11 protein-coding genes are annotated in these 12442 nt (G+C 33.3%); all 11 read right to left on the bottom strand.

All coding sequences use genetic code 11. The annotated features are described in order from the left end of the window. Nucleotides 1-123: 123 nt before the first annotated feature. A complete protein-coding gene (pgi, locus tag SCB73_RS05650; RefSeq protein ID WP_320569118.1) occupies nucleotides 124-1767 on the bottom strand; it encodes a glucose-6-phosphate isomerase in 1644 nt (547 codons plus the stop codon). A 133-nt stretch (nucleotides 1768-1900) separates the two neighbouring features. Next, the gene (locus tag SCB73_RS05645; protein WP_320569117.1) at nucleotides 1901-2557 is read right to left on the bottom strand and encodes a hypothetical protein; all 657 of its coding nucleotides are present in this window, start codon (nucleotides 2555-2557) and stop codon (nucleotides 1901-1903) included. Between the two features lie 42 nt (nucleotides 2558-2599). After that, nucleotides 2600-3028, bottom strand: coding sequence for a hypothetical protein (locus tag SCB73_RS05640; RefSeq protein ID WP_320569116.1), 429 nt, complete (start codon nucleotides 3026-3028; stop codon nucleotides 2600-2602). Between the two features lie 8 nt (nucleotides 3029-3036). Then, nucleotides 3037-3657: a hypothetical protein gene (locus SCB73_RS05635; RefSeq protein ID WP_320569115.1), complete on the bottom strand. Its 621-nt coding sequence runs from the start codon at nucleotides 3655-3657 to the stop codon at nucleotides 3037-3039. Nucleotides 3658-3692: 35 nt separating this feature from the next. Continuing rightward, nucleotides 3693-4913 (bottom strand): peptidoglycan DD-metalloendopeptidase family protein, encoded by a 1221-nt coding sequence (locus SCB73_RS05630; RefSeq protein WP_320569114.1) that lies wholly within the window; start codon nucleotides 4911-4913, stop codon nucleotides 3693-3695. Between the two features lie 25 nt (nucleotides 4914-4938). Then, on the bottom strand, nucleotides 4939-5880 hold the full coding sequence (locus tag SCB73_RS05625) for a tryptophan 2,3-dioxygenase family protein (protein WP_320569113.1): 942 nt from the start codon (nucleotides 5878-5880) through the stop codon (nucleotides 4939-4941). Further along, nucleotides 5880-6650 carry a DUF3108 domain-containing protein gene (locus SCB73_RS05620; RefSeq protein WP_320569112.1) on the bottom strand — a complete coding sequence of 257 codons (771 nt, stop codon included), beginning with the start codon at nucleotides 6648-6650 and terminating at the stop codon, nucleotides 5880-5882. Before SCB73_RS05620 ends, SCB73_RS05625 begins: the two co-directional genes overlap by 1 nt. Nucleotides 6651-6943: 293 nt before the next feature. After that, a complete protein-coding gene (gene hppD, locus SCB73_RS05615; RefSeq protein ID WP_320569111.1) occupies nucleotides 6944-8104 on the bottom strand; it encodes a 4-hydroxyphenylpyruvate dioxygenase in 1161 nt (386 codons plus the stop codon). Nucleotides 8105-8192: 88 nt separating this feature from the next. Beyond that, nucleotides 8193-8552, bottom strand: a complete 360-nt coding sequence (locus tag SCB73_RS05610) for a four helix bundle protein (protein WP_320569110.1) — start codon at nucleotides 8550-8552, stop codon at nucleotides 8193-8195. Between the two features lie 142 nt (nucleotides 8553-8694). Continuing rightward, nucleotides 8695-9852 carry a homogentisate 1,2-dioxygenase gene (locus SCB73_RS05605; protein WP_308068048.1) on the bottom strand — a complete coding sequence of 386 codons (1158 nt, stop codon included), beginning with the start codon at nucleotides 9850-9852 and terminating at the stop codon, nucleotides 8695-8697. A 314-nt stretch (nucleotides 9853-10166) separates the two neighbouring features. Beyond that, nucleotides 10167-12428 (bottom strand): patatin-like phospholipase family protein, encoded by a 2262-nt coding sequence (locus tag SCB73_RS05600; protein WP_320569109.1) that lies wholly within the window; start codon nucleotides 12426-12428, stop codon nucleotides 10167-10169. Nucleotides 12429-12442: the final 14 nt, after the last annotated feature.

The following is a 12442-nucleotide window of genomic DNA, read 5'->3' as shown; positions in this document are numbered from 1 at the left end:
AATGGTGTAGCGGGAAACTTGCAAATTGGGTTGCGTTTTGAGCTTTTTATAGCATTTTTATACGAAAAAACGCCTTAATTTTAATTAAATCAAGGCGTTACAGTTTGTTATGAAATTTGAAAATTATTTGTTTTTCAAAAAGTGATTCAGCAAAAATGTTGTTGAGCTGTCGTGTGTCTTAACAGTTTTGGAATTTATTTCATCTAAGATTGAATTTGCTAACTGTTTTCCTAATTCAACTCCCCACTGGTCAAAACTGAAGATGTTCCAGATGATTCCCTGAACGAAAATTTTGTGTTCGTACAACGCAATTAATGAACCCAAGCTTTTTGGAGTAAGTTTGTCAATCAAAATTGTATTGGTTGGTTTGTTTCCGGTGAAAACTTTAAAAGGCAATAAATAAGATGCTTTTTCCGCTGAAAGTCCTTGTTTGTCAAATTCAGCTTGAACTTGTGCTGGAGTTTTTCCGTTCATTAAAGCTTCGGTTTGCGCGAAGAAGTTTGACATCAATTTATCATGGTGATCTTCATTGCCGTAAAGTGGTTTTACAAATCCGATGAAATCTGTCGGAATTCTTTTTGTTCCTTGGTGGATTAATTGGAAAAAAGCGTGTTGTGAATTTGTTCCTGGCTCTCCCCAAATAATGGTTCCCGTTTGGTAATTTACTGGTTTTCCGTCGCGTCCAACACTTTTTCCATTGCTTTCCATTGTTGCTTGTTGCAAGTACGGAGCTAATTTTGACAAATATTGTGTGTACGGAATCAAAGCTTCGCTTTCGGCACCATAAAAATTATTGTGCCAAACGCTCAATAAAGCTAAAATTACCGGAATGTTTTCATCAAATTCTGCCGATTTGAAGTGGTTGTCCATGTCGTGAGCTCCAACTAATAATTGGTTGTAATTGTCAAAACCAATTGCCAAAGCAATACTCAAACCAACGGCGCTCCAAAGAGAAAATCTTCCTCCAACCCAATCCCACATCGGGAAAACGTTGTCTGGATTGATTCCGAATTCTGTTACTTTCTGAATATTTGTAGAAACTGCAACGAAGTGTTTTGCAATATCTTCTTGAGTAGCCGATTTCAAAAACCATTCTTTAATAGTTTCTGAATTTGATAATGTTTCCTGAGTAGTAAAAGTTTTAGAAACAATTAAAAATAAAGTAGTTTCAGGATTTAACTTTTTAATTACTTCGTTTACGTGATCACCATCAACATTTGAAACGAAATGCAAATTCAAATGATTTTTGTAAAACTGTAAAGCTTCAACCGCCATAACCGGACCAAGATCTGAACCTCCAATTCCGATATTTACAACATCAGTAAAAGCTTTTCCTGTAAAACCTTTTCTTTGGCCAGAAATAACTTCTTCAGTGAAATTTTTGATTTTGTTTTTTACTTCATAAACTTCTGGAATCACATTTACTCCGTCAACATTAATTACTGCCGATTCAGGTGCACGCAAAGCCGTGTGCAAAACCGCGCGATTTTCTGTTTTGTTGATTAATTCTCCTCCAAAATAATCAGCAATCGCATTTTTTAATCCGATAGAATTTGCCAATTCTAATAAAAGAGAAAGCGTTTCTTCAGAAATATTGTTTTTTGAATAGTCAACTAAAAAGTCATTCCATTGCAAGTTGAATTTTTCTGCACGTGCATTATCTTGCTGAAATAATTCCTGTATCGTAGTTTCGTGAATTTCGTTATAGTGGTTTTGTAGATTTTTCCACGCCTCAGTCCCAGTTGGGTTTGTTGTGTTTAAAGCCATTTGTATTTTATTATGTGGTTTGTTTTTTTTAGAAACACAAAAATACTGAAATAACTTGTAATACCTTAACGGTTCACGATTATATAACAATTAGTTACGAAAACGTTTTATGTGTGATTTCAAATTCTTAAAATTAATCTGCATTGAGAATTTTAATTAAGAGGACTAATGGAAAAATTATCGTTCCAAGAATAAAAATGGTTTTTCCATGTTTTCGATCGTTCTCATTATAAGAATAAATGCGCTCGCCGTTTGGTAATGTTTTTTTAGAAGTCCAAAGAAGATATCCAATAATGATTCCAAGGAAACCACCTAAAAGAGAAAATATATAACCAGCAGTAATCCATGATTTTTGAGGTTCTTCTGGTTTTGCTAAAGTTTGTAAACGTTCTTTTTTTAAAGATGCCAACATTTCAGAATCAATATTTTTGCCTCTTTCTGTCAAAAGTTTTTGTGCCAATTTATAATCAAAAACATTCCATTCGTCCGATTTTAAAAGAACATCGTATAATTCTTCATCCGAAAAACTTAAAAGATAGTAATCCTTGTCAACTTGGTTTAGAAGGTTTTCGGTGTCTTTTTCTAAAATTTCTTGAGCTTTAGCAAAATCAGCTGGATCAATTTTTATTTCATATTGATTTTGTAAGGTGCTTCCTGAAAAAGTTATATCGACAGGCGCAATATTATCTGCTAGAACTGTTTTGATGTTGTTATTATTTAATAATATTTCAACTTCTTTAGCTTGGATCCGAGTTTGGAAATTCTTAAAAGCAATAAAATTTTCAGTCATTATTTGGGGTTGTTTTTAATGTTTTATTCTATTCTTAAAAGTTTAATTTTCACAGAAGCAGAAAATTTCATGCGTAGATTTCTTTCTTGCAATATCATACCTGTCGGTTTTTATAATTTCAAAATCGGTGTTATTTATTTCATTATAATTTGGAAACCAATTTGGTTTTAGTTCGTCGTATTTTTTTATTTTTTTTTGAAATGAAAGTAGTGAAACTTTTGTGCTGTTCAAGAATAAGGAATCGTAACTCTTATTGTTTGAGTACTTGAATTTTACAAAGTTGCAAGTACCAAGGTGAGAAGCGCTTTTTAGATTGTAAGAATCTGATTTGATGATATTGGGGAACCAACCCGTTAATCTTAAATTTGTTTCTTTTTTATAATCATTATAGGTGTCAAAACTAATTTCAAACGGTTTGTTTTGACATGAAATAAAAGCAAAAAGGAGAAAATATTTTAGCAGTTTTTTCATAAGTCAGATTACCAAAATTTCCACCAAGGTTTTTTTTTGATTTCTATGATTTTCTTCGAAACATCGACATCAATTCTTTTTTGAGATTCAGTTTTAATTTTCGAATCATCAAAAAATAGTTCGCCATTATCATTCATTCCTAAAGGAGATTTAGTTCTTTCTTTCCAATCTTCTGTTTGTAATTCTGGAATCAGTTCGGAATCAATTTTAGAACTGAATTTTTTTCTTGCCTTTTCTGTGATTTCTTCTTCCAGATTTGAAGATGAATTTTTAAAAAGCGTCAAAGAGTTGTCAGGAATATTCAAAAGAAAAACTTGAGTTTTATCTCCAATTTTGTAAATATCCAATACTTTAAAATAAGCAATCGAGTCTAAAAGAAAATGTCCAATTTTTCCCGAATCAGGATTGAATTTTGATAAATCTTTAGGATGAGAACTTGCAATCAAATATCTGAAATTTCCAGAAAGTCCTCCGCCAAGAGAAGTCATATCAGTAAAACCTTTTTCCTGAATGATCTGTCCGATTTTATAATTTGAAATTAAATGTTCCGATAAATTGGTATCTCTATAAAATAGTTTTAAACCAGAAAAAGTTTCATTGTAAATTGCTTTAAGCCGAGCGTTTTTCATGTTTTGCTATTTTAAGAAAGTGTTTTTTTGAATTTTTACAAATTCCCAATGCTGTCCAATTCTCTTTTCAGAGGCTCAATCTGTGTCATAAAACGAGTTCTATCATTCCCAGTTAAAGATTCTCCAGTTGGAAGATTCAATCGAAGTGCATCAACCTGAACGCCGTTTTTCCAGAAACGATAACAAACGTGAGGTCCAGAAGCTAAACCTGTACTTCCAACCAGTCCGATAGTTTGTCCTTGCGTAACGCGTTGCCCGCGGCGAACCAAGATTTTAGACATGTGCAAATATTGAGTAGAGTAGGTTCCGTTGTGTTTTACTTTTACAAAGTTTCCGTTTCCTGCAGTATATCCTGTGGCTTCAACAACACCTGATGCGGTTGTAGAAATTGGAGTTCCGGTTGGCGCCGCATAGTCAGTTCCTTTGTGCGCTTTCCAGGTATGTTGCACCGGGTGAAAACGGTTCATGGTGAAACGAGAAGTGATTCTGCTGAATTTGATTGGCGTTTTTAAGAAGAAATTTTTAAGTGTTCTTCCTTGATCATCGTAATATTCGATTTTTCCTGAAAGTGTGTCTTTTTCAAAAGGAAAAGCATAAACGATTTTTCCTTTATATTCAAAAAATGCAGCTTCAAGTTCCTCGACGCCATCATATGTTTTTCCGTTGATAAATCTTTCTGTGAAAATTAATCCGTAGCGATCGCCTTTTTTAAGTTTGAAGAAGTCAATTGACCAAGAAAATACTTTTGTGATTCGGCTTGCCAAAGCTGTTTCGACACTTTCATTTCCTAAAGTTTCAGATAGAGAGCTTTTTAAAACGCCACCAATAATTTTTCTTTTTAAAGTTACAGGTTTTATTTTTTTATATGCTTTTGCAATGCTGTCTCTCAAATCGACAACATAATAGGTCAGCGCGTCAGGCTGATAAATGAAAACCTCGAGATTGTTGATTTTGTTTTTTGCGCGAAGCAATGTAAAAGGTTTGCCGTAACGAATGCTTCTGACATTGAAAGAATCTTTTACCTGTTCAACAATCTCATTTACTTTTTTGTCTCCAATGTTTTGGCTTTGCATAATTGAGCCAAAAGAATCTCCTTTTGAAATAGTGTCATTAACAACATTAAAGTCTGCGTAATTAAAACCGAATTCTATTTTTTTGGTTGTTGGTTTAGTAATTTTTGCTTCTACTTTTTCTTCTTCTTTTTTACATGAAAAAATAGAAAACAAGACAATTAAAATTACGACTGCTTTTTTCAAACTTTATAAATTTTTTGTGGTGAAATTAGACATCAGTTTCATTTCCCCAATTGGACAATTCTTCTTCGGTCCACAATTTAGGAAAAAAGATGCGTCTTTGGTATTTTGGATGCATATATTTTTGCCAGTCACTTCCTCCGGTCGCTTCACCATTGCCTTTTCCACTTTCTAGAATGTATTTTCTTGCGGTATTAAGGTGTTGCATTACCCAAGTAATGTTCACGGTTTTGTCATAATGACGCATTGCATTAACTAATTCTGTATTTTGTTGGTCCGCAATAGGCAACTGTATGAATTTTTGCCAAAGATTTTTGGTCTTAAACGATGACATTTGTCTTAAAAACTGCTCTTTGTATTTTTTCTCAAACTCATTCAACAAGTATGATTTTTCTCCAGTTTGATAATCTTTTCCAGCAGCTTGCCAATACAAATGCTCAAAACTGGTTTCTAAATCGGTGTTTTCATCAAAATTTGCTTTGTATCTTCTGTCGGTCAAATTGATCACATCAGTCGAAGCAAATTCGATCATTCTGTATTGGGCACTTTGGAAACCGCTTGCGGGAGTAAGCGTGTTTCTGAATTTCATGTACTGATCAACCTCCATTCCCTTTTCCATTATGCTGAAGGAGTTGGTCAACATGTCAAAATAACGTGTAATTCTTGATAATCTTTCGCTGAAAAAGTCAACTTGAATGTTTTCTGTTTCTGCAATCTGGTCAATTTCCCATAAGATCATTTTAAAGATTAATTCGTTTACCTGATGATACATGATAAAAACCATTTCGTCAGGAAGCGTGGTGCGTTGTATTTGTAGGTTTAAAAGTGCGTCAGTTTGAATGTAATCCCAGTATGTAATTGGTTTAGACCAAAGTAATCCTTCTAACTGAACTTCAGTTTTTTGATTTATAGCTTGGAATTTTTGATCAATTTCGTTTAAAATTGATTCTGAATGATCAGTAAGGTTCATTATTTTTTTGCTTTAAATGGATTTTTTAATCCTTTATATTCATCAAGATCTGCTTTGAGTGATCCTACGGCAAGATCTGCTTTAATTCTAATAGGAACTTTGTTGTTGTCGTCTGTAATCCAGAGCGTTAAACTTTCTTCTTCTTTAAAAACTCTTCCTTTCTGTACTGATGGTCTAAAAACCATTGTAGAAACGGTGCCAAATTTAGTCGTAATATCTTGACGGCCTATATATTTTAACTTAAATTTTGTGATTTCATCGTCAAAAAACATGTCAATTGTAATGGCTTCTCCTGATTTTAATTTATCAATATTTGGATGATTTCTTAAGTAGTAAAATGATGAAACAATATCTTGCACATTATCAGTAGTTATAATGGTTTTTTCAGATTTTCGTTTGTAATCTTTCACTAAAACTCTGTTTTCTGATTGGTTAAAAAAACCTTCCTGATTTTTGGTGTAACCGCCTTCATCAATTTTTCTCACATAACGATATGGGCTTCCGGTTTCTCTGTCAAAATAGCTTTCGTATAAATCTTCAACCTTAAAGAAAAATTTAGACATGCCGGTTGTATAACCTTTACCCACGGCATGAAATACTTTTTTATTGTTTATTGTTGCATCTTTTATCTCGAGTGTGGCATATCCTGCGTTTATGATTCCGTAATGAATTCTGAATTTAAAGAACTCTCCAGTATCGAACGCATCTTCTTTTTGTGAATCAAAACTAAAGGCTGTGAGGATGAATATAGCGAGGATGAATTTTTTCATAGTACTGTTTTACAAATATTTATGAGGATAATTGCAAATTCTATTCCAAATGTACCAAAACAAAAAAACTCAGTCAAGGAATGACTGAGTTTTTATGCTATTAACTAACCAAAAAACTATAAATTATGAAATTTATATCAATCCAAAAGGAAACCACCCCTTTTGTTTTGCGAGTGCAAAGATAGATAGAAAGTTCAAAAAAGAAATAGCAAAAGGCAAGTTTAACATAACATTTGCATAAAAATCAACGTTTTACAGAGAATTTTTCTGCATAATGTAAAAATTCAGCGTTTTTATAGTGTTCCTCTCAATTCCTGCTCTCTTTCGATAGACTCAAAAAGGGCTTTAAAATTCCCTGCACCGAATCCTTTTGCACCCATTCTTTGAATAATTTCGAAGAAAAGTGTCGGCCTGTCTTGAACTGGCTTCGTAAATATTTGTAAAAGGTAACCATCTTCATCAGCATCGACCATGATGGCCAATTTTTCAATTTCGTTAATGTCTTCTTTCATCATTTCCATATGAACGCCTAATCTTTCAGGAATTGCTTCATAATAAGTATGAGGAGGAGATGATAAAAATTCAACACCACGAGCTCTTAGTTGCGATACGGTTTTGATAATGTCATCTGTCGCAATGGCAATATGTTGAATTCCAGGACCGCCGTAAAAATCTAAATATTCTTCGATTTGAGATTTTTTCTTTCCTTCAGCTGGCTCATTGATTGGAAATTTGATTCTTCCGTTTCCGTTTGACATTACTTTACTCATCAATGCAGAATATTCTGTAGTAATTTGTTTGTCATCAAATGATAGGAAATTCACGAATCCCATAACGTCTTCGTAGAATTTTACCCAAGTATTCATTTCGTTCCAACCCACATTTCCAACCATGTGATCGATGTATTTTAATCCGGTTGGTTCTGGGTTGTAGTCTGATTTCCATTCTTTGTAACCTGGAAGGAAAACTCCGTTGTAGTTTTTTCTTTCTACAAAAATGTGAACGGTTTCTCCATAAGTATAAATTCCTGAACGAACAACTTGACCGAATTCATCTTCCTCAACAGTTGGTTCCATGAAAGAACGTGCACCACGTTTCATAGTTTCTTCATACGATTTGGTAGCATCTTCAACCCAAAGTGCGGCAACTTTTACACCGTCGCCATGTTTTTTCAAATGTTCATTGATTGGCGAATCTGCTGTTAATGGCGTTGTCAAGACAATTCTGATTTTGTCTTGCTTCAAAACATACGATGCTCTGTCTTTAACTCCAGTTTCTAATCCGGCATAAGCCAAAGATTGATATCCGAAAGCGGTTTTATAATAATGTGCAGATTGTTTTGCATTTCCGACATAGAATTCTACATAATCTGTTCCTAATAATGGAAGGAAATCTTGTGCTCCTTCGAATATTTTCTCTAATCCGTATTCTACTGATTTTACTTCTTTGCTCATAATTAGATAATTTGATAATGAGAAAATGAGATAATTTTAAATGCAGATAATTAAAAATAATTTTCTAATTGACACATTTTCTAATTTTCTAATTTCTCTTAGATGTTGATATTATTTTGTTTAAAATTTTTAAAATTTCTGAAAGATCATTTATTAGACGCTTGCAATTTGGATATTCTCTATGAGCATCACATAAAAACAACCAATATTCTGTTTCATCTGCCTCTTTAATTGCAATTTTTAATTTATGAATAAAATCTGCTTTACTTTCTGCGTTTTGCGACTCTTTTGAATTTGCTCCAATTGATGTTCCGCTTTTTAATAGTTGATTTGCAATTACGAACTTCTTTTGATCTTGAAGTTCGGTTGTGTAGTCAATTATATTTAATGCGAAATTGAAAGTTTTAATTAAAAGAGCGTTGTCTTTGTATTTTTCGTTGAAGGTCATTTTAAAATGTCATAATTAGAAAATTTGAAAATGAGATAATTTAATTTGTAGGTTTAAAATTACAAATTAATTATTTGAATTTTCTAATTTATGTGGTTTCAAAAGCATTTTCTAATTATCTAATTGCCACATTTTCTAATTATTACTCCGTCCAGGATTTATAATATTGTCCATCATCCAGACCCATAGCTTCTTCCGTAACCATTAATGGTCTGAAAGTATCCACCATTACGGCTAATTCCTGAGTTTCTTTATGACCAATACTGCGTTCCATTGCGCCTGGCGCTGGTCCGTGCGGAATTCCTTTAGGGTGTAAAGTGATATGACCTTGCTCAATATTATTACGGCTCATAAAATCGCCATCAACATAATATAGTACTTCGTCAGAATCTATATTGCTGTGATTGTACGGCGCCGGAATGGCTTTCGGATGATAATCGTAAAGTCTTGGGCAGAAAGAACAAACGACAAAAGTTGCCGTTTCAAAAGTTTGATGTACCGGTGGCGGTTGATGAACGCGTCCCGTAATAGGTTCGAAATTGTGAATTGAAAACCCGTATGGGAAATTATATCCGTCCCAACCCACAACGTCAAAAGGATGTGTAGCATAAACCACTTCGTGAATCATGCCTTCTTTTTTGATTTTAATTAAAAAATCACCTTTTTCATCGTGTGTTTCCAATTCATTTGGCAAAATAAAATCACGCTCACAAAACGGAGAATGTTCTAAATGCTGACCTGATTGGTTTTTATAACGTTTTGGAGTATAAAATGGAGAATACGATTCGACATAAAATAGTCTGTTATCTTCCGTTTCAAAATCAATTTGATAGATAATACCGCGTGGAATAATCAAATAATCGCCATATTCAAACGGAATATTTCCTAACATGGTTCTTAATTTTCCTTTTCCTCTGTGGATGAAAAGCATTTCATCGGCATCGGCATTTTTGTAGAAATAATTTCGAAGCGATTCTTTCGGCGCAGCCAAACCAATAATGCAGTCTTTATTAACTAACATTGCTTTTCGGCTGTCTAGAAAGTCGTTTTCTGGTTTTAGTTCAAAACCTTTAAAAAGAAGTGATTTTATATTTTTTCCGATTGCAATTTTTGGCTCAACCGAATAAGAATTTAAAATTTCTTTAACCTGCGTAGGTCTGTGTACGTGATATGACAATGACGAATGTCCGTGAAAACCTTCGGTTCCAAACAATTGCTCGTAATAAAACCCTCCGTTTGGTTTTTCAAATTGGGTGTGTCTTTTTTGCGGAAAATCTCCAAGTTTATGATATAATGGCATGGCTTTTCAATTAGATAATTTATGAATTAGATAATTCGAAAATTTGAATTGCGTGAACAGACAATTAGCTCAATTTTAGTATTGACTAATTATCTCAATTCGATAGCTTCACTCAGGATTTCTCTTGATGAGGAATTGAAGATACTCTAATAAACCTGTCCATTTTGTTTTCATTATAACAAATGTCGTAATTTTTGCCGAGTAAAATTATAAATTATATTAATTATAACACTAATTATTTTATTTTTTTTCGATATAAATTTTTGATAGCAAAAAAATAGCGCGATTTTATTGAATAATTCTTTGTTTAAGCGTTAGAATAAAAATCCGATGCTAAACCAAGTAAAGCTTTTCGACATTTCTGGCGACCACGATTGTTTGACTTCAATTGGTCCAATGATAGTTTCTAATCCGTAACCTAAAGCATAACCTGTATATTTTGGCATTGAAATCCAATCTACTGTTGCGAAAATATCATCGCCAAGATTAGCAAAGTTGGCAGAAAAGTTCACATGATTTTTCTTGAAAATTTCATAATCTAACGTGATATCAGTTTTGATGTAACTGTTTCCCGAAATGCTTAGAAAGTCATAACCGTAGAAATAATTGAAATTGTTGATTTTATTATAGCCATAACCTCCCAAGATATAATCGAAAAAAGGTACGCTATCACTTCCTATATTAAATCCGGCATCGGCGCCAATTTTAAAAGTTGCGCGTTTGAAGAATGTTTTGGCAAAAGCAATTTCGGCTTTAGCCATCGAAAACGGTTTGAAAGCATTCGTATAATCAGATGATGCTAAATAAGTTTGCACATCACCAGAGAAATACAATCCTGAACGCGGAAAGGTTTTCTTGTCTAATGAATCGTATTTCAAATACCCAAAAACACTGAAGTAATTACTTTTGTCAATTATATTTCCTTCGTTTGCAAGTGTTGGTGTATCGATTTTCAAATATTTATATTCTAAACCGCCACCCATGAGGAATTTTTGGACAAATATGGTTTGAAAATAAGCCTGATTGGTAAGATCAAAAAAATCAACATTGATAAGATTGACATCGGGATTGGATTGTTCGAGCCTGCTTATGCTTGTAGTTACATTTCGATTAAATTGATTTAGTCTTGAACGAAAACCAAAACTGATGTTGAATCCGTTTTCTATGTAATAATTAAAATCGTATCTGAAATTATCTCCTAAAATAATATCCAAGGAGGTAACGTCATTTTTCATGAAGGTTTTTTTGTGCGTTAAATTTAATAAAATAGCACTTTTATAAAGTCCATCGTAATGAAGTCCGAGTTTCAAGTAAGTCTGCGTTGGGTTTTCTTTCAGTACTAAATCTAAATTATCTTTGTTTTCATCTCCTGCTTGTAAACAATATGAAATTGTACTAAAGTTTTGGGTCGCGTCCAAATTATTCATTCCCGTTTTTAAATCATCATAGGTAATTGTGCTTTCCGGTTTAAAACGGAGTTTTCCGTTAATATATTCTTTGGTATAATTGTCTAATTTATCGACATTGATTTTTTGTATTTCTAAAGTATCATTGTCGACTTTTAGTTTTGGTTTTTTATAAAAAGTTTCTTCGGTTACTAATGTTTTGATTTTTTCATAAACTGCAAAAGTTGCTTCTTCGCCTTTTCGGATAATTTCTTCGCCTCGGTCGAATGAAATTACACCAAAATCGCGAATATCGGGTTTGATATAAATATCTGTTTCTTTTCTTTTGCTTTTCATTTTCTCGATCGATTGCAGATTCGTGATCTGAACCAAAATTCTGGTAGCATTTTTTAGGCCTTTTCTGTTTTGCAAATCATCTTGCACATCGACTCCTATTATAAGGTCGGCACCAAGATTGCGCACTTCCTGAATTGGGTAATTGTTTACCACGCCACCATCGACTAGAAGTTTTCCATCAATTTCGACAGGTGTGAATAACGATGGAAATGCGGCGCTGGCCATCATTGCCTGTACCAAATTTCCTTTATTGAGCAATACTTCTTCGCCAGTTTCAATATTTGTTGCAATACATAAAAACGGAGTTGGCAAATTATTGAAATCTCGAACATGACGAACATTTCTGGTCAAACTGCTCAAAAGATTGTAATTGTATGTTCCTTTTGAAAGTGCTTCTGGAATTCCTATTCTGAAATTGCTAAAAGGCAAAGTAATAGCATATAATTCGTCGTTTTTTTTGCCGTAAAAGTTTTTAGATGAACGCGGAATATAATCGTTTATCAATTCATCAAAATTGGTTTTTTTGAAAATGGAATCAATTTGCGTAGCGTTGTAACCAGTAGCATAAAGTCCGCCAATTACCGCTCCCATACTAGTTCCTCCAATATAATCGATTTTGATTCCTGCTTCTTCCAGAACTTTCAAAACCCCAATATGGGCAAACCCTTTAGCGCCACCGCCACTCAAAACCAAGCCAATTTTGGGTCTTTTTATGCTGTCTTGTTTTATGTCTTGAGAAAATGATTTTTCAGGCAGAAGAATTAGCGCAAAAAATACGACCACTGCGTTCCAGATAAATTTGGAAGGAAATCCTTTTGACCGAATATTTGGCATGAACACTTTTTTAA

Origin of the sequence: Flavobacterium sp. KACC 22761 (assembly GCF_034058155.1) — a bacterium.
GTDB lineage: Bacteria > Bacteroidota > Bacteroidia > Flavobacteriales > Flavobacteriaceae > Flavobacterium.
Note: the sequence above shows the minus strand (reverse complement) of the source record. Positions and strands in the feature narration are given on the sequence as shown.

Excerpts from the sequence above, each read along its gene's own strand:
- SCB73_RS05635 (WP_320569115.1), bottom strand. The coding sequence starts at position 3,657 with ATGAAAAACGCTCGGCTTAAAGCAATTTACAATGAAACTTTTTCTGGT.
- SCB73_RS05645 (WP_320569117.1), bottom strand. The coding sequence starts at position 2,557 with ATGACTGAAAATTTTATTGCTTTTAAGAATTTCCAAACTCGGATCCAA.
- SCB73_RS05610 (WP_320569110.1), bottom strand. The coding sequence starts at position 8,552 with ATGACCTTCAACGAAAAATACAAAGACAACGCTCTTTTAATTAAAACT.
- hppD (WP_320569111.1), bottom strand. The coding sequence starts at position 8,104 with ATGAGCAAAGAAGTAAAATCAGTAGAATACGGATTAGAGAAAATATTC.
- SCB73_RS05640 (WP_320569116.1), bottom strand. The coding sequence starts at position 3,028 with ATGAAAAAACTGCTAAAATATTTTCTCCTTTTTGCTTTTATTTCATGT.
- pgi (WP_320569118.1), bottom strand. The coding sequence starts at position 1,767 with ATGGCTTTAAACACAACAAACCCAACTGGGACTGAGGCGTGGAAAAAT.
- SCB73_RS05605 (WP_308068048.1), bottom strand. The coding sequence starts at position 9,852 with ATGCCATTATATCATAAACTTGGAGATTTTCCGCAAAAAAGACACACC.
- SCB73_RS05625 (WP_320569113.1), bottom strand. The coding sequence starts at position 5,880 with ATGAACCTTACTGATCATTCAGAATCAATTTTAAACGAAATTGATCAA.
- SCB73_RS05600 (WP_320569109.1), bottom strand. The coding sequence starts at position 12,428 with ATGCCAAATATTCGGTCAAAAGGATTTCCTTCCAAATTTATCTGGAAC.
- SCB73_RS05620 (WP_320569112.1), bottom strand. The coding sequence starts at position 6,650 with ATGAAAAAATTCATCCTCGCTATATTCATCCTCACAGCCTTTAGTTTT.